This window comes from Flavobacterium anhuiense, from assembly GCF_050990855.1.
Lineage (GTDB): Bacteria > Bacteroidota > Bacteroidia > Flavobacteriales > Flavobacteriaceae > Flavobacterium > Flavobacterium anhuiense_C.
Genome location: NZ_CP158861.1, coordinates 5008655 through 5024210, shown reverse-complemented (window position 1 = coordinate 5024210; position 15556 = coordinate 5008655). Strand labels below are relative to the sequence as shown.

Below are 15556 nucleotides of genomic sequence, written 5' to 3'. Positions count from 1 at the left end.
GCTAAGCCATCATAAAAAGAAAAAATAAATGAGAAAATTAGTCTTCGTTTTTATATTTTTTTCCGTTGCGGGTTTTGCACAGCAAGATTCGCAGTTTACCCAATATATGTACAATACCATTAATATTAACCCTGCCTATGCCGGTTCGCGTGGAGCTTTAAGTATTTTTGGATTATACAGAACGCAATGGGTTGGACTTGAAGGAGCGCCAGAAACTAGCAGTTTTTCGGTAAATACGCCATTAAGCAATAGTAATCTCGGATTAGGAGTTTCTGTTGTAAATGATAAAATTGGACCAACAAATGAGAATACTTTCTCAGCCGATTTATCTTATACCGTTCCGACTTCGGCAACTTTCAAGCTATCGTTTGGTATTAAAGCAACTGCCAATTTATTTAATCTTGACATTAATAAACTGGATGTAAAAGATCAAGGTGATCCACAGTTGCAGGATCTGAATAATAAATTTACGCCAAATGTTGGAGCGGGAATTTATTTCCATTCAGATAAAGCTTATATCGGTTTGTCGATTCCTAGTTTTATCGAAAGCAATCGATATAATAATGCAGATGTTGCCATTTTCAAAGAAAAAATCAATTATTACTTGATTGCAGGTTATGTATTTAATTTGGATAAATATGAATACATCAAATTTAAACCAGCCCTTTTAACCAAAATGGTGGAAGGAGCACCATTGCAAGTGGATCTTTCTGCGAACTTTATGTTTTATGATAAATTTACAATTGGTGCATCTTACAGATGGAGCGCTTCTCTAAGTGCAATGGTCGGATTCCAAATCACAGACGGACTTTTCGCAGGATATGCTTACGATCGTGAAACTACAAGATTGAATAATTTTAATTCTGGATCACATGAGATATTCCTTCGATTCGATTTGTTTAATAGCTATGACCAGATAACTTCACCAAGATTCTTCTAAATCCGATTGAATGATGAAAATTAAAAATATAATGGCTTCAGCCTTTCTTTTGCTATTGGCATTAGAAGGAAATGCACAAGTCCAAAAACAGAACAAAGCCGATAAAGAGTATGCTCATTTAGCTTATATTGATGCAATTGACACTTATGAAAAAGTGGCCAATAAAGGGTATAAAAATGAGGAAATGTTTCAGAGGTTAGGAAATGCCTATTACTTTAATGGCGAATTAGTCAAAGCGGTAAAATGGTATAACGAACTTTTTGAAATGAATAAAAATCAGGAACCAGAATATCTTTATCGTTATGCTCAATCTTTGAAGGCAGTAGGGGAATATGCTAAAGCCGATGAAATCCTGAAAGCTTTTCATAACAAAATCGCAACCGATCAAAGAGGAATATTGTTCGAAAATAATAAGAACTATTTAGAGCAGATTAATCTTAATTCGGGAAGATTTGAGATAACAGATGCAGGAATCAATTCTACTCAAACTGATTACGGAAGTACTTTTTTAGATAATAAATTAGTATTTGCATCTGCAAGAGATACAGGGGGTATTGCCAGAAAGAAATTTAAATGGACCAATAAATCGTTTACCAATTTATACCGAGCAGAATTAAATTCAGATGGGACAGTTGGCAAGCCAGAAAGATTCGAAAAGAAAATCAATTCTAAATTTAACGAATCGACTCCTGTTTTTACTAAAGACGGCAAAACAATGTATTTTACTAGAAACAATTTCTTAGGCGGAAAACGAAAAAGAGACGATCAAAGAAATACATTGCTAAAATTATACAAAGCAGAATTGGTTAACGGAAAATGGACCAATATAACTGAATTGCCATTCAATAGTGATCAGTATAGTACAGCTCATCCAGCATTAAGCGTAGACGAAAAGAAACTCTTTTTTGCATCAGATATGCCAGGAACTTTAGGACAATCTGATTTGTATAGTGTAACCATTAATGGAGATAATACTTTTGGAAAACCAGAAAATTTAGGCGCGGGAATTAACACAGAAGGAAGAGAAACGTTTCCTTTCGTATCAGCAGATAACGAATTGTTTTTTGCCAGTGACGGAAGACCAGGATTAGGCGGATTGGATGTTTATGTTTTTAAAATTAATTCTGATGGAACTTTTTCTGCTGTGCAAAATGTTGGTGCTCCTGTAAACGGAAAACAAGACGATTTTGCTTTTATTATCGATAATAAAAGTAGAAAAGGATTTTTCTCTTCAAACAGAGAAGGCGGAGTTGGGAATGATGATATTTACAAATTTACCGAAACCCGAAAATTAACTTGCGGGCAAACGCTTTCTGGAACAATTGCCGATTCAGAAAACAATGCGCCAATAGATAATGCCAAAGTAGTTTTATTGGATGCAGAATTTAAGCAAATCGATGAGGTAACGACAAACTCTGAGGGAACTTATAATTTCAACGTAGAATGTAATAAAACGTATCACGTTCGAACAATAAAAGAAAATTACGAGACCAAAGAAGTTCCTGTTACCACAAAAGAAACGGCAGGAAAAACTGAAGAAGCAATTCCGTTAGAAAAGCGAATAAAACCAATTGATGTTGGAACCGATTTAGCTAAAACACTAAACATTCCGATTATCTATTTTGATTTGGATAAAGCGACAATTACGAAACAAGCGACTTTCGAATTAGAGAAAATCATTGCAGTAATGCAGCAATATCCGAAAATGAAAATCGACGTTCGTTCGCACACCGACAGCAGACAAACAGCCCAATACAATATGGATTTGTCAAATAGAAGAGCAAAATCGACTATAGCTTGGCTAGTGAAAAACGGAATCAACAAAAACAGATTAACAGGAAAAGGATATGGCGAAAGTCAGTTAGTAAACCAATGCGCTGACAATGTTCCTTGCACTGAAAAAGAACACCAACTTAATCGTCGCAGCGAGTTTATTATCGTTTCGATGGAGTAGTAAAAAAAGCCTTTTCTAGAAATTTTAGAAAAGGCTTTTTTTATTGAAAAGAAGGAAATGAATGAGTTAATTATTTGATTTCACTGTATTAAGTAATTGATATTCAGTCGAAAAAAAGGTATGAATACATACATCTATATGTCTGTTTTTATTTAAAATTGTATAAGATTTAATGTCATTTGACTTAGCATTTTATTGCTTTTATAATGCAGTTAACGTTCAGGAGTTTATTTTAAGATTTAGTATATCGATTATAAAATTGTCAGCTAAAAAATAAAAAGTCTGTAAACTAGAGTTTACAGACTTTTTTATGAAATTAAAAATCTAAATTTAAAAACGGAAACAAGTTCCTTTGATATTTATGTTAAGATTCCTTTTCAACAGCAGCCTCAAGCATTAAATAATGAAGATCTATGTTTTGCACAAAAGGTTTTAATAATTCACTTCCTGGACCAAACATCGCCAATTCTACATAATCTCCAGAGTGATCCATACTGATCCATCCCACATTATTATGCTTTTTCTGAATTTCAGAATAGGCTTTAAAAGGCAGTTTTTTATAATTATAAAGACCATCTTCTTGCTTTTCTAGTCCCGAATAGAAATTCAATAAATGTTTGGCTTCATCGTCTGTAAGGCTGATTTTGTTAGTTTCTTTAATCCAGTCTTTCACTTGCTGTAGATTAAAATCGGCATGAATGGAGTTTAAAATGTATTCATTGGTGTATTTATAATCTGCAATGCTGTTGAAATTTTTCACGGCATCAGCACCATATATAAGACCAGGATTTGCATTTCCGTGATCGGTTGTTATAATTACCAGCGTTTCTTTGTCTTTTTCGGCAAAATCAATTGCAGTTTTAACCGCTTCATCAAAAGCAAGCTGATCGTGAATCAGAGCCGCAATATCATTTGCATGTGCAGCCCAATCTACTTTTCCGCCTTCAATCATCAATACAAAACCATTTTTATGGTCTTTCATCTGGTCAATCGCCACGGCGCTCATTTCTGCAAGAGTCGGTGATTGCTGTAACGCTTCGATATTGTTTCTATCAATTGTGTAAGGAAGTGCTCCAGAGGCAAATACTCCTAGTGTTTTCTCGCCTTTTTTAATTTTTTCTAAATCCGATTTTTGTTTTAAAACCTGATATCCCTTATTTTCATAAATCTTATAGACGTCTTTTTTATCAGATCTTTTAGAAGGATTAAAAAATTCATCGCCACCTCCCATCATTACATCTAGTCCAAGATTGGCATACATTTCGGCAATTTCATTTTCGGCATTTCTGCTGTCCGAATTCACGCAAAAACCTGCTGGTGTAGCATGAGTTATAGTAACTGTAGTAACACAGCCCGCTTTTTTTCCTGCATTCTTAAATTTTTGCCAGATCGGAAGGTATTTTTCGCCATTCGGACCAATATTCAAAACTCCATTTTTAACGCGGTGACCGCCTCCAAAAGAAGAACTTGCCGCAGCAGAATCGGTCACAGCAGAACTTGCAGATGCGGTATCCATTAAAGCTCTCGAAACTTTATTCTCTTTATATAGATTCATCCAGTTTCCATTTTTTTCTAGGATATTTTGCGAGTAAAGATTTGCCATTTGAAGCGTTCCGGAGCTCATTCCGTCGCTTATCAGAAAAATTATGTTTTTTGCTTTTTTCCCTTTTTTAGATATTGCCTCTAAATCATTTGAAAGAATAACGGATGGACTAAGAGTAAATAGTCCCGCTAAAACTGATGAGCCTTTTAAAAATCTGCGTCTGTTCATTGTGCTTTAATTAATAAAAGTAAAATAAAAGTATTTCTATGTATAATGCAGTTTTATTGCATTAAATAATTGTTTTGTTTTTCGATAAACAGGAGTTTATTGGTAAAAAATACCAGCTCATTTAGAGCTGGTATTTCTTAAAAAAAAGATACGATTAGTAATTTTATTCCGCTTTTGACATATTTAAGGTCAAAGCGGTTAAAAATTTAAAATCACTTGTTCTTAGCACTTTAACGTTGATTTCATATGCGCCAGCTGTTAACGAAGTACTTCTTTCACGGTAATCTAACTTGGGCAAACAAGTAATTAGAATGCTTGTCGCTTCTAAAGATTTTCTTAAATAAAAATCGGTATAAAAGTCTATTACTTTGCAAATTTTTTATGTGAGTTGGAGTTTTTGACCTGTTGCTATATTTATCTTTAAAATTTTTGATAGAAAATTAAAATACAGCTGAAATAGCATTGTGTTATAAATGAATGGTTTAGGAAAAGTTTTTGTATATTTATAAAAAGTAGTTTTAATGAAAAGTAAATTTAGCCATTTTAAATTGAGTTTAAGAGTGCATTTTTTCTTGATCAAAGGGTTATTAGTAACGCTTGGTGTTTTATTAAACTCTTGTTCTGAAAAGATATATCAAAAAGAAGATTATAGTTTTTACAATAAAACTTTTAAGATTGATCCTTCCTCTTTGCTGAGAACGGATGGAATTTATATTTTAAGCTCAATCTGGACAAACGAAAATGGGGGAGTAGTAAAGCAGACGAACGACCATTGTTTTTATAAATTTTATTCCACTGGGCAATGCAATTTAACGTTGGATCCAGAGCTTAAAATTAAAACAGATCAGGATTATGTCAAAGCAGTAGAAAAGGATTTTCTTGCTCTGCAACATACCCTTTTTCAAGGTTACTATAAACTGTCTGATGAAAAAATTATAATACAAAGCCGAGTACTGCCACGCAAACAATTTGAATATAAATATGGTTATGTTAAAAAAGACAGCTTGATAATTGTCAAAGCAGCAACACACCGAAAAGGGACATTTGATGCTGTAAATTACACGGATTACTATAAAGAATATTATGTTTTTAAGTCATTGCCAATAGACCGAACTAGTGAACCGCAATGGTAAGAAAAACGCTTAAAGACTAAAGAAATGATTTTAAAAATAAATGCTATAAAAAAGCGATATAGGACTTTTGGTTCCGTTATAATAAAAATGGCTAGTATGTTGATTGTGCTGTTTTTAACTGTTAATTGTTCTGAAAAGGAGCCTGATTTTATTATAAAAGGAAATCCGATAGTTACAAAAGACATTAAGGTAAATATAGAAATGTTTAAAGAAAATGGTAAGAGAATCTCGACTGCTTATTATGATGGTAAAAGTTATGCTATTGATAATTCGAATGTTATGCGTTACAAGATATATGTTTCCTATCAAAACAAATACTTTGGTAATATAGAAATGGACAACCTGCATCAAAAACTAAAAGGGAAAGCTGTAAATGAAATAGTATTGGTCAAAAAAAATGATGTAATAACTGCCTTTTATCTTGGAATAAGTGAAAAGGAAATAAATACAGGAATTGAGTTACTTCCAAGCGACAATTTTTTTGCTGATGAACGCACGCAAACGGTGGAAAAACAAAAATTTACTGCCTTTTATAACAATTGAGCTGTAGCGAATAGTTAATTATCGATCCGGATTTTAAAGACGAAACAATGAAAAAAAGTTATTTAGTATGCCTTGCGCTAGTAACAGTGTTTGCCGCTTGTCAAAAAACAACAGGTGATAATAGTTCCAACACTTCTGATACCATAACTAGTGGAAAATCAAACACTGCTTCTGGAAAAAACCTAAAAACGGCTGCAACAGCATGTCAGGAAAGCGAAGTATTGCTATGGGAAGGCGAAAGTTTTGCATCATATACAGAAGATAAAATAAGAGGTACAGGAGTATTATCTTTCACACTGGAAGTAAATGACAGGCTGGATATTCTAAATGAAGATGACAGCAATTTTGGTGAAATCGTACTGAATGAGGATTTGACCTTTTTTGCACTTACGATGCCTAAAAAAGTTGTGGCACGCAAAGTAATAGCGACTTATGATTTTGCCGCTTTCGATTTTGATTGCGAAAATGTAGCTGCAAATCGAGATTATTTTTTAATTTATGTAAATAAGGAAAAGCGAAAAGTTAAAAAGTCTGATCTTAAATATACGTTTTCAACTTGGCAGGATTATATTAAAAAACAATCCATAAAACTTAAAAGTTGCAATCTGATTACAGATCAACAAGGAAATGTTAATCAGAAAAGCAAAGATCAGTTTTTTACAATAGATGAAATCAAAGGGGACGAAATAAAAATTACATCATCAAAAAGTTGTTCTGGGGAAGAAAGTTCTTTTCAAGCTATGAGTGGAAATGTAAAATGGAAATCGGACAATGTACTGTTAGTAGATATTGCAGTTTGTAATTAATAGGAATAAAATGTTGCTTAGATTTAGCTTACTCTTCTTAGCTCTCCAAAGAGTTGTTAGATAGGAGCGGAGCAGTGCTAAATGTCTTTGACTTTACATACTTTTTATGTGAATCAGAAATTTTAATCTTCTAAGAAGTCTCTTGGCTTTACTTAATAGTTGTTAAAAAATGTAAGTGCCTAGACTTGCGTACAGAAGTCTTTATTAAAGTTAATTAAAAAAAAAGCCTGTAAACAAAGAGTTTACAGGCTTTTTTGTGGAGTCGCCGGGTATTGAGCTATTTATATTTCATTTGGTTGTTGATAAGTGATTTTCAGTAAAAACGCCCTGTTTTATTGGAATTATTATATTTGTTAATAATGAGTTTTTATAACTAATTATAACATTATTGTCAACTAAATTGTCAACTGAATGAAATACACTTTTAATCTTAAAGAGCCTAAAAGCGATAAGGAAACATTGATTCTATTTTCATGTTATTTCAAAAATGAAAACAGAAAATTTGTTTTTTCTACTGGAGAAAAAATCCTTCCTGAAAACTGGGATTTTGAAAACAGATTCCCTTTCGTAAATGGTAAAAAGAAATCAAAGTTTGTCCAAAGTATAAAACTTCAGTTGAACCGTTATTCAGATTTATTTCTTGAAACAGAAAGCTTATACAAAAGAATAAATGAATCTTTTACTTCGAAGAATTTAAAAAAGATATTTGAAGAAGAGTTCAAAAAAACTCCTGCAGGGAAAAATATATTCTTTGATGCGTATGATCAATTTCGGGAAGAAAAAGAAAAAGGAAAGGAATGGTCGGAAGCAACAATTAAGCGATATAAAAACATCAAGAACATTCTCGAAAACTTCGAAAAAGCTAGAAAATTTAAATTGACATTTAGCAAGATTGATGAAGTTTTTCATAGAGAATTTACTTCTTACTGTATGGATGATTTGAAGCATATAAACAATACTTATGCTAGGAATTTGGGGCTTTTTAAAACTTTTATGTTTTGGGCGAAGAAAAATAAATTTACCTACAATGATACTTTTATACAATTTAAAAAGGTTGAGCGTGTAATTACGAATCAAATTGCGTTAACTATTGAGGATTTAAATAAGTTAATGCAACATGAATTTAAGAGTGCAAAACATGAAAGAGTTCGGGATGTTTTTGTATTTGCATGTGTTACAGGAATGCGTTTTGGAGAACTTTCTCTAGTAAAAAGAAGTACTGTAACTAACGATTTTATCTTACTCAAAGAGGATAAAGACGAAACAAAAGAAACTAGAGAAATACCTTTAACCAGTATCTCAAGATATATTTTAACAAAATACGATTATAAACTTCCATTAATAGCAAATCAAAAACAAAACAAGTATATAAAAGAAGTTTTTGAAGTGATGGAATACAACAACAAGGTTCAGAAAGTAACAACCAAAGGGAAAGAAAACATCAAGGAAGAAATGTTCTTTTACGATAGGATAAGTACACATACTGCGAGAAGAACTTTTATTACCATGATGAAAAGACAGGGTAAAAGTGATAAATTGATTGCTTCAATAACTGGGCATAATGATATGAAAACATTGAACCAGTATTATCAAATAAGTGAGCCTGAGAAAAAGGAAGCTATGGATCAAGTTTTTGATGTTGAAATACCACTAAAAATAGTTGGAGAGAACTAGTTTGCTATATTATGAAAAAACACCCAATCTTATATCTACGAGGATTTAAAGAACAATTTGACGAAACGTTTTTATTTATTCAATCAGTAACAGGAAACAAGCAATTTAGCTTCTTTATATTGAGTTTTGCATTGTTTTTCGTTTCATTCTTTTTTATATATCAAGGTTTTATTAATAGATCAAATTCAATTCAAATATTCTTTTTTATTGTTGGCATATTACTGTTTTTCTTCGCAATCATATTTATGGTAACTGCATATTCGGATAAATTTCCAGAATTACGTAGTGGAAAAGTTTTGCAAGTAACTGAAAAGAGTATCAGTGCTAATGAAGAGTTAAAAGTTTTTGATATTGAATTTCTTGAAAAGCTTTTTGTTATCATTGAAAAACATAAAGTTTATGGTATAACTAACGGACAATTTGGTTTGTCAGGTTATAGGTTTAAAAGTAAAACCCAATTAGCTGTTTTGCTAAATTTGATAATGTTTGATTCACACAGTAAAAAGTTTTCTAATATAAATCAAAAGGTCTTTTTAAAAAGCTTTAAAGAACATTTTAAAAAGCATTATTGTTTAGATGATCAAAAATTCAAAGAAGAGATAGATTTCTCAGATTCTTATTTTTCAGCGAACATTAAAAAATCTTTGTTCGAATTTGATAAAATGAACTTTAGTAAGATTGTTAGCGTAAACAGCCAATCAGAATATTTTGAATTATATAATGAGTTTAGAAAAATTCTTATATTTGAAAATATCTAAATTTGTATTTTCGTTTTTAAATAAATTAACAAATAGTAATGCTATAAAGTTACTTTTTATTGGTGTGAAATGAAGTGGATTTTATCAAACTCTTCGATTGTTTTGTAGCCTAAAAATGAATGCCTCCTTTTTTTATTATACCAGTTTTCAATGTATTCTTGAACTTCCTCTTTCATCTTTTTTCTAGTTAATAATTTATTGCCGACAAGCAATTCACTCTTGAAAGAAGTGAAAAAACTCTCACAGACTGCATTGTCACCGTGATTTCCTTTTCGACTCATACTTCTCCTAACACAATTATGAGAGTCTAGTACCTCAGTAAAAGCTTTATTAGCATATTGAACACCTCGATCCGAGTGAAAGATTAGTTCCTTATTTATTTTTCTGTTTTTAACTGCCATTTGCCACGCAGGAAGAGTAGTTTCTTGAGTACTCATTTTAGAACTTAAATTCCATCCTACAATTTTCCTATCAAATAAATCAATAACAACTGTGAGATACATAAAGCCTTTTATTGTTTGTATATATGTAATATCTGAAGCCCAGACTTTACCAAATTCACTAGCAGTAAATTCTTTATTCAAAATATTAGGTACTACATAATGATTATGACGTGAATCAGTTGTGATTATATATTTCCTTTTAATTTTTCGACGAAGGCCCAACATCCTCATGTACTTTTTTACTGACGAGTTTTTTATTTTAAATCCCCTTTCTTGAAGTTCTTTCGTAATTTTTGTACACCCATATCTTCTCTTAAATTCATAATACACAGATGTAATTGCTTGTTTAATCAATATCACTCGAGATTCTGTATCTGTTATCTCTTGTTTTTTTCTTCTGTAATATGTGGTTTCTGATACTTCTAATACAGCTAGCATTTTTGCAATTGAAAATTCAGATTTATTATTTTCAATAAATTGTTTAGTCATTGCTTTCCCTTGAGAAACATATTTAGTTCCTCTTTTTAAAATTTCAAGTGCAATTTTGGAATTTTTAATTTTCTTTTCAAGATTAGAAATTACAGCTTGCTCTGGAGTTAACTTTGGATGTCCTCTCCCGCAAAAACTTCCAGATCCATAAGTTTTAAAGTCTTGTCGCCAGCTATACAAATAACCCGGAGCAATTCCCAATTTTCTTGCGAAACTTGCTAGTTGGCGTTTCCCACACTTATAGCTTAATTTTACAGCTTTCTCTTTAAAACTTCGTTCATATGTTTTCATAGCTTGAAGTTTGATTATAGGACTTTAGTTTAGTGTAGATTATCCAGATATTCTAATATTTTTTCACTCATCTGTTCTTTTGACAAAAGCAGATTTAAATCTAATAAATCAGATTTTAAGGTATTAAAAAAGTTTTCAGTTATAGAATTATCCGAATAATTACCTTTTTCGCTCATACTTATCTTGATGAATTTATAGGCTTCTAATTTGCGAGTAAACATCTTGTTAGCATACTGAGCACCGTGATTAGAATGAAAGATTAAATCCTTCTTTATTTTTGTATTTTTCACAGCCATTTCCCATGCCGGAATAGTAGTCTCTTTAATGGTTTGGCCATCACTCAAACTCCATCCTATAATTTTCATGTCAAATAAATCCATAATAATTGTTAAGGCTAAGAGTCCATTTGCCGTTTTGATTCGTCTTATGCCCGATACCCAAACTTTTGATGATTCTTCAATAGTAAATTGCTGATTTAAAATATTAGGAAAAGCATAAGGATTATAACATATACTTGTTTTGAGTCGGCGATTTTTTCTGATTTTACTAATCAGGCCTAGTTGTTTCATATACATATAAATTCGTCCTTCCTTTACTTTAAAGCCACGACTTTGGAGTTCTGCCGTAATTCTTGGAACACCATACAGCTCCTTATATTCATAAAAAATAGAGCTTATTTCTTGCTTTAATAATTGATTTCTACGTTGCCTTGGAGAGAGAATCTGATTTTTCCATTTCGTATATGCTAGATATGAGATTCCAAAAACTTTACACATTTTCCCGATCGTATACTTTTCTGCATTATTTTCCATAAATTGATAAAGCATTAATCTCCCTTGCGAAATATATTTACCTCCGTTTTTAAAAATTTCAAGCTTAAGTTCAGACTCTTTAAGCTCATTTTTAAGCTTTCTTTTTAGTTTACAAAATTTTATTTGCTCCGTATTTAATTTTGTTGAACCACGACCGCAAAAACTTGATGAACCAAATTCAAGAAAATCCTTTCTCCATCTACCCATATAGGAAGGATAAATGCCAAGTTGTCTTGCTCCTTTTGTGAGACCTATTTCAAATCCTAATTTGACTGCTTGCTCTTTAAAATTCCTATCAAAAACTCTTGGCTTTTCCATTTCATAAATTTCAAATTAAGTTCTTTTATAAATTTAAGAAATTTAAGAATGTCAATTTATAAATAACGAAAGATAATTTAATACCTCATATAGCATGATACTAATAAGTATTTGCTTTATCTAACTTTATTACACTTTATCAAGTAAATCAAGTGCTAAAGAGCTATAACATTGCTCGAAATTTAAATCGACAACGTTATGATGCAAAATCCATTTGAAACAATTCAATCTGAATTGAAAGAGCTAAAAGGTTTAGTTACTCAACTTTTAACTAAGCCTGAAAAAGACTTATCTAATAATATTTATACTATCAAAGAAGCTGCTGAACTTTTGCATGTGGATAGTCAGACTATTAGAAATCATATTGAAAGAGGAAATATAAAAGCTTCTTTCATTGGAAGAAGAATTTTAATTAATCATGAAGAGTTATTCGATTCTCTTAATGAAGTTAAATCCTTAAAATATAAAAGACAAGCATAGAAAGTGCAATTTCTATGTTTGTCTTTTTTTATTAACCTATTGTATATGGCAAATATACAATTAAATCTCTATTGTATAAATGAAAGATCAATATGTTAGAGTAGGAACGAGCTACTATAAAAAATCGTTGTATCCAACACTTTTTGGAGATCCTATTGAGATTTTAGTCCAATGGAGCCCAGAATTAATTCGTCAAGATCACGGCAAAAATTTTCTTTCTAATATTGAAAAATATGATGGATTTGTTTGCATTCCAGAACATCGCTCAAATCATTATAAAAAGAGAGTTCAGGACTATTACAATATTTACCATGCTATAAGTAAAGAACCAAAAGAGGGAAGTGTAGCGAATACCCTAAAATTTATATCTCACATATTTGGTGATCAAGCAGAGATGGGATTAGATTACATTCAGCTTTTGTATTTAAAACCGGCTCAAATACTGCCTATTCTTTGTGTGGTAAGTAAAGAAAGATCGACTGGTAAAACGACTTTGCTAAAATGGTTAAAAGAGTTGTTTGAATACAATATGACATTTCTAACAAACAATGACTTTACATCACAATTTAATAGCGATTGGACAAATCGTTTAGTTATAGCAATTGATGAAGTGCTTTTTAAGACAGATGAGTTAACAGAAAGAATAAAGTATTTGTCTACTACAAATACACATAAAACGGAGGCTAAAGGAAAGGATAAAAAAGAAGGTCACTTTTTTGGGAAATTTATTTTGGCTTCAAATAATGAAACTTCATTTATAAAGATAGATTCTGAAGAAATTAGATTTTGGGTGCGTAAACTTCATCCATTTGAAAATGAAGATGTAAATCTTTTGAATAAGTTAATAGCTGAAATTCCAGCTTTTCTTCATTTTTTATCTACTCGCAAATTGTCTACTGAGAATAAGTCAAGAATGTGGTTTACTGCGCAACAGATACACACAAAAGCTCTACAGAATTTAATAAAGCATAACAGTAGTAAAAATGAAATAGTTGTAGCGAATGTTCTAATTAATATAATGGATAGTGTGGATGTTGATGAAGTTCAATTTTGTTTTTCTGATCTACTTAATTTTTTAAATAAGTACAAAATAAAATACGATGCCTCAGAAATTAAAAAGATAATTAAGCAAAACTGGAAGTTAAAACAACAGCCTAATTCAAATCAATATCAGAAAATCACAGTAACTAATGATTTAGATTTTTATCAGAACCTAGCAAAAGGAAGATATTATTCAATTTCAAGAAAATTTTTAGAGCAAAATTTTGATGAATTGATGACAAGATAGTTTAATGCTTTATTTAATAATGATTTAAGTTGTCATCAATTTGTCATCAAAAATAAAAGTGATGAGAAATATTGATGAGAGTAAAATTGAAACTGATGAATCGATGACAGTTTGATGATTGAATAATCCCTTTAAATAAAGGAGCTACGATAGATTTGTCATCAATTCATCGGTTTTTAGGACAATTTTGTGCTCCATCTAAAACAATTAAAAGAACACATTTTTTATTCCCTTTGGTTCAGGTAGCGAAATAAACCAAAGGGAATAAAATTTTTTGAACACAAAGTATTTAGCGAGGTGTGTTATGATACGTATAAAAACTTAAAATCGAAGATTTGAAGTTTTTACGTTTCACAACTTTCTTACCCGTTGGGAAGTAAATACTCCAAAGTCGTATTTTAATTTAAAAACAATTTATTGATTACTATTATAAAATTATGAGTAGACCAAAAAAAGATTTAAAAAAAATATTTAGAAAAGAAATTCTTTTTACTGAAAATGAATTTGAGAAATTGAATTTGTTGTTTAAGGATTCAGATTACCAAAACATGAATGAAATGATTAGAGATGTTTTGTTTAATAAACAATATCGTGTTGTTTCATTCGATACAGAATCTATTGTTAAGCAATCCATTTTGATAGAACAGGTAAGAAGAATTGGTAGCAACTTCAATCAACTAATCAAGAGTTTTCATCAAAAAAAACTTGACAATTTTTCGCAGGAAGAGAGAAAACTTTTAATGAAGAATATTCTTGATATAAAAGAAGTGTATATAAAAATTGAAGAATCTGCAAGAGAACATAATTTACGGCCAGTTCATAAAAACACAATCACATAAGTGTATGGAAAAAGGTCTGTATTATGGAGTAATAGTTAAATCATAGTTTTTTTGTAATCTCATAAAATGGTCTGAGCTACCGCCATAATTTGAAGCAATGTTCATTGCAATTTCCGAAGAAATAGGAATAAGACCCTCAAATAAGTTCTCGACTGAATGAGGGGCTATTTTTAGAGCTTCTGCAATTTCCTCAATAGATAATTTGCGACCATCAATTAATTCCATGTGAAGAATTTTTCCAGGATGAAGTATTTTCATTTTTCGATTCTTATCAGTCATATCTATTAAGTTTTTTAAGACAAATCTAAAAGATTTTATTAGATTTATATTTCCAAAATTACGATTATTTTTCTCTCATAAATTATAAATCTTTTGTTTAATAATTAATAAGTTAGTGAATTTATAAATTAACTTATTTATAAATATAAAAGTATAATTGTATATTTTTATTTAAATCAATTCTTTACCATGGACACATATAAAACCCTAATGGAGGAACATTCAGACACGGAGCTATTTAAAGAATTAATTCATTTCATGGATATTTCATTTCCCGAATGGAAGAGTAATAAAGGATTGGGGACAACTGCAATAGAATTTATATCTGATAGTATAAATTTTTTAAGCCAATGCAATTTAGAGAAACGAGATGACCAATTGAATAAACAATCTTTAACTCAGATATATCTAAGTGTAGCTGAAGATTATGAACGTTATAAGATGCAGTATCAATCTATTTTTTTTACCAATACTTTAGAAAAATTTACTGCCGAATTTGAAGAAGAATTAGAAGATGAATATCTTACTGATTTTAGGTATAATGATTTGTATGATACTTTTTTTAATCAAGAATTAGAAAAAAAAACTTACGATTTTAAGAACTTTTAATTAAAAAGGATACTTATATCGACTACTACATTTAACTCAAATATTAATGTTTATATAAAAAGTAAATCAGGTATTTTTACCTGTAAAAGTATTGAACATATTGACGATGTTTGTGTTATTATGGAAAAC

The 15556-nt window shown here is 30.6% G+C and carries 15 protein-coding genes; 11 read left to right on the top strand and 4 right to left on the bottom strand.

Annotated features, from left to right (window positions below; genetic code table 11):
• The first annotated feature begins 28 nt into the window (after window positions 1-28).
• Both ABTV69_RS21720 and ABTV69_RS21715 read left to right on the top strand, forming a co-directional pair.
• A complete protein-coding gene (locus ABTV69_RS21720; RefSeq protein ID WP_433832576.1) occupies window positions 29-940 on the top strand; it encodes a PorP/SprF family type IX secretion system membrane protein in 912 nt (303 codons plus the stop codon).
• A gap of 13 nt (window positions 941-953) precedes the next feature.
• Entirely contained in the window at window positions 954-2894 is a 1941-nt protein-coding gene (locus tag ABTV69_RS21715; RefSeq protein WP_433836740.1) for an OmpA family protein, read from the top strand.
• Between the two features lie 364 nt (window positions 2895-3258).
• On the opposite strand, the gene ABTV69_RS21710 is transcribed toward ABTV69_RS21715, so the two are convergent.
• Entirely contained in the window at window positions 3259-4665 is a 1407-nt protein-coding gene (locus ABTV69_RS21710; RefSeq protein ID WP_433832574.1) for an alkaline phosphatase, read from the bottom strand.
• A 521-nt stretch (window positions 4666-5186) separates the two neighbouring features.
• Here ABTV69_RS21710 and ABTV69_RS21705 point away from each other — a divergent pair.
• From ABTV69_RS21705 to ABTV69_RS21685, 5 genes are all read left to right on the top strand, one after another.
• On the top strand, window positions 5187-5798 hold the full coding sequence (locus ABTV69_RS21705) for a hypothetical protein (RefSeq protein WP_433832572.1): 612 nt from the start codon (window positions 5187-5189) through the stop codon (window positions 5796-5798).
• 24 nt (window positions 5799-5822) lie between these two features.
• Window positions 5823-6341, top strand: a complete 519-nt coding sequence (locus ABTV69_RS21700) for a hypothetical protein (protein ID WP_433832570.1) — start codon at window positions 5823-5825, stop codon at window positions 6339-6341.
• Between the two features lie 47 nt (window positions 6342-6388).
• Window positions 6389-7147 carry a hypothetical protein gene (locus tag ABTV69_RS21695; RefSeq protein ID WP_433832568.1) on the top strand — a complete coding sequence of 253 codons (759 nt, stop codon included), beginning with the start codon at window positions 6389-6391 and terminating at the stop codon, window positions 7145-7147.
• 411 nt (window positions 7148-7558) lie between these two features.
• Window positions 7559-8821: a tyrosine-type recombinase/integrase gene (locus tag ABTV69_RS21690; protein ID WP_433832566.1), complete on the top strand. Its 1263-nt coding sequence runs from the start codon at window positions 7559-7561 to the stop codon at window positions 8819-8821.
• 11 nt (window positions 8822-8832) lie between these two features.
• Window positions 8833-9579, top strand: a complete 747-nt coding sequence (locus ABTV69_RS21685) for a hypothetical protein (protein WP_433832564.1) — start codon at window positions 8833-8835, stop codon at window positions 9577-9579.
• Between the two features lie 56 nt (window positions 9580-9635).
• Here the strand turns inward: ABTV69_RS21685 and ABTV69_RS21680 are convergent, their stop codons facing one another.
• Window positions 9636-10802, bottom strand: coding sequence for an IS3 family transposase (locus tag ABTV69_RS21680; protein ID WP_433832562.1), 1167 nt, complete (start codon window positions 10800-10802; stop codon window positions 9636-9638).
• A 29-nt stretch (window positions 10803-10831) separates the two neighbouring features.
• A complete protein-coding gene (locus ABTV69_RS21675) occupies window positions 10832-11932 on the bottom strand; it encodes an IS3 family transposase (protein ID WP_433832560.1) in 1101 nt (366 codons plus the stop codon).
• A 198-nt stretch (window positions 11933-12130) separates the two neighbouring features.
• On the opposite strand from ABTV69_RS21675, the gene ABTV69_RS21670 reads away from it, so the two are divergent.
• From ABTV69_RS21670 to ABTV69_RS21660, 3 genes are all read left to right on the top strand, one after another.
• Complete coding sequence (locus ABTV69_RS21670) at window positions 12131-12412, top strand: helix-turn-helix domain-containing protein (protein ID WP_068842921.1); 282 nt, start codon at window positions 12131-12133, stop codon at window positions 12410-12412.
• A 79-nt stretch (window positions 12413-12491) separates the two neighbouring features.
• Window positions 12492-13700: a primase-helicase family protein gene (locus tag ABTV69_RS21665; RefSeq protein WP_433832558.1), complete on the top strand. Its 1209-nt coding sequence runs from the start codon at window positions 12492-12494 to the stop codon at window positions 13698-13700.
• A 437-nt stretch (window positions 13701-14137) separates the two neighbouring features.
• Window positions 14138-14539: a hypothetical protein gene (locus tag ABTV69_RS21660; RefSeq protein ID WP_433832556.1), complete on the top strand. Its 402-nt coding sequence runs from the start codon at window positions 14138-14140 to the stop codon at window positions 14537-14539.
• 21 nt (window positions 14540-14560) lie between these two features.
• Here the strand turns inward: ABTV69_RS21660 and ABTV69_RS21655 are convergent, their stop codons facing one another.
• The gene (locus tag ABTV69_RS21655; protein WP_433832554.1) at window positions 14561-14818 is read right to left on the bottom strand and encodes a HigA family addiction module antitoxin; all 258 of its coding nucleotides are present in this window, start codon (window positions 14816-14818) and stop codon (window positions 14561-14563) included.
• Between the two features lie 189 nt (window positions 14819-15007).
• Here ABTV69_RS21655 and ABTV69_RS21650 point away from each other — a divergent pair, with 189 nt between their 5' ends.
• Complete coding sequence (locus ABTV69_RS21650) at window positions 15008-15427, top strand: hypothetical protein (protein ID WP_433832552.1); 420 nt, start codon at window positions 15008-15010, stop codon at window positions 15425-15427.
• The last annotated feature ends 129 nt before the right edge of the window (window positions 15428-15556 follow it).

What these genes read in the sequence shown, in the direction of transcription:
- ABTV69_RS21715 (WP_433836740.1), top strand. Translation starts at nt 954, where the DNA reads ATGAAAATTAAAAATATAATGGCTTCAGCCTTTCTTTTGCTATTGGCA.
- ABTV69_RS21690 (WP_433832566.1), top strand. Translation starts at nt 7,559, where the DNA reads ATGAAATACACTTTTAATCTTAAAGAGCCTAAAAGCGATAAGGAAACA.
- ABTV69_RS21650 (WP_433832552.1), top strand. Translation starts at nt 15,008, where the DNA reads ATGGACACATATAAAACCCTAATGGAGGAACATTCAGACACGGAGCTA.
- ABTV69_RS21700 (WP_433832570.1), top strand. Translation starts at nt 5,823, where the DNA reads ATGATTTTAAAAATAAATGCTATAAAAAAGCGATATAGGACTTTTGGT.
- ABTV69_RS21680 (WP_433832562.1), bottom strand. Translation starts at nt 10,802, where the DNA reads ATGAAAACATATGAACGAAGTTTTAAAGAGAAAGCTGTAAAATTAAGC.
- ABTV69_RS21665 (WP_433832558.1), top strand. Translation starts at nt 12,492, where the DNA reads ATGAAAGATCAATATGTTAGAGTAGGAACGAGCTACTATAAAAAATCG.
- ABTV69_RS21685 (WP_433832564.1), top strand. Translation starts at nt 8,833, where the DNA reads ATGAAAAAACACCCAATCTTATATCTACGAGGATTTAAAGAACAATTT.
- ABTV69_RS21675 (WP_433832560.1), bottom strand. Translation starts at nt 11,932, where the DNA reads ATGGAAAAGCCAAGAGTTTTTGATAGGAATTTTAAAGAGCAAGCAGTC.
- ABTV69_RS21705 (WP_433832572.1), top strand. Translation starts at nt 5,187, where the DNA reads ATGAAAAGTAAATTTAGCCATTTTAAATTGAGTTTAAGAGTGCATTTT.
- ABTV69_RS21710 (WP_433832574.1), bottom strand. Translation starts at nt 4,665, where the DNA reads ATGAACAGACGCAGATTTTTAAAAGGCTCATCAGTTTTAGCGGGACTA.
- ABTV69_RS21660 (WP_433832556.1), top strand. Translation starts at nt 14,138, where the DNA reads ATGAGTAGACCAAAAAAAGATTTAAAAAAAATATTTAGAAAAGAAATT.
- ABTV69_RS21720 (WP_433832576.1), top strand. Translation starts at nt 29, where the DNA reads ATGAGAAAATTAGTCTTCGTTTTTATATTTTTTTCCGTTGCGGGTTTT.
- ABTV69_RS21655 (WP_433832554.1), bottom strand. Translation starts at nt 14,818, where the DNA reads ATGACTGATAAGAATCGAAAAATGAAAATACTTCATCCTGGAAAAATT.
- ABTV69_RS21695 (WP_433832568.1), top strand. Translation starts at nt 6,389, where the DNA reads ATGAAAAAAAGTTATTTAGTATGCCTTGCGCTAGTAACAGTGTTTGCC.
- ABTV69_RS21670 (WP_068842921.1), top strand. Translation starts at nt 12,131, where the DNA reads ATGATGCAAAATCCATTTGAAACAATTCAATCTGAATTGAAAGAGCTA.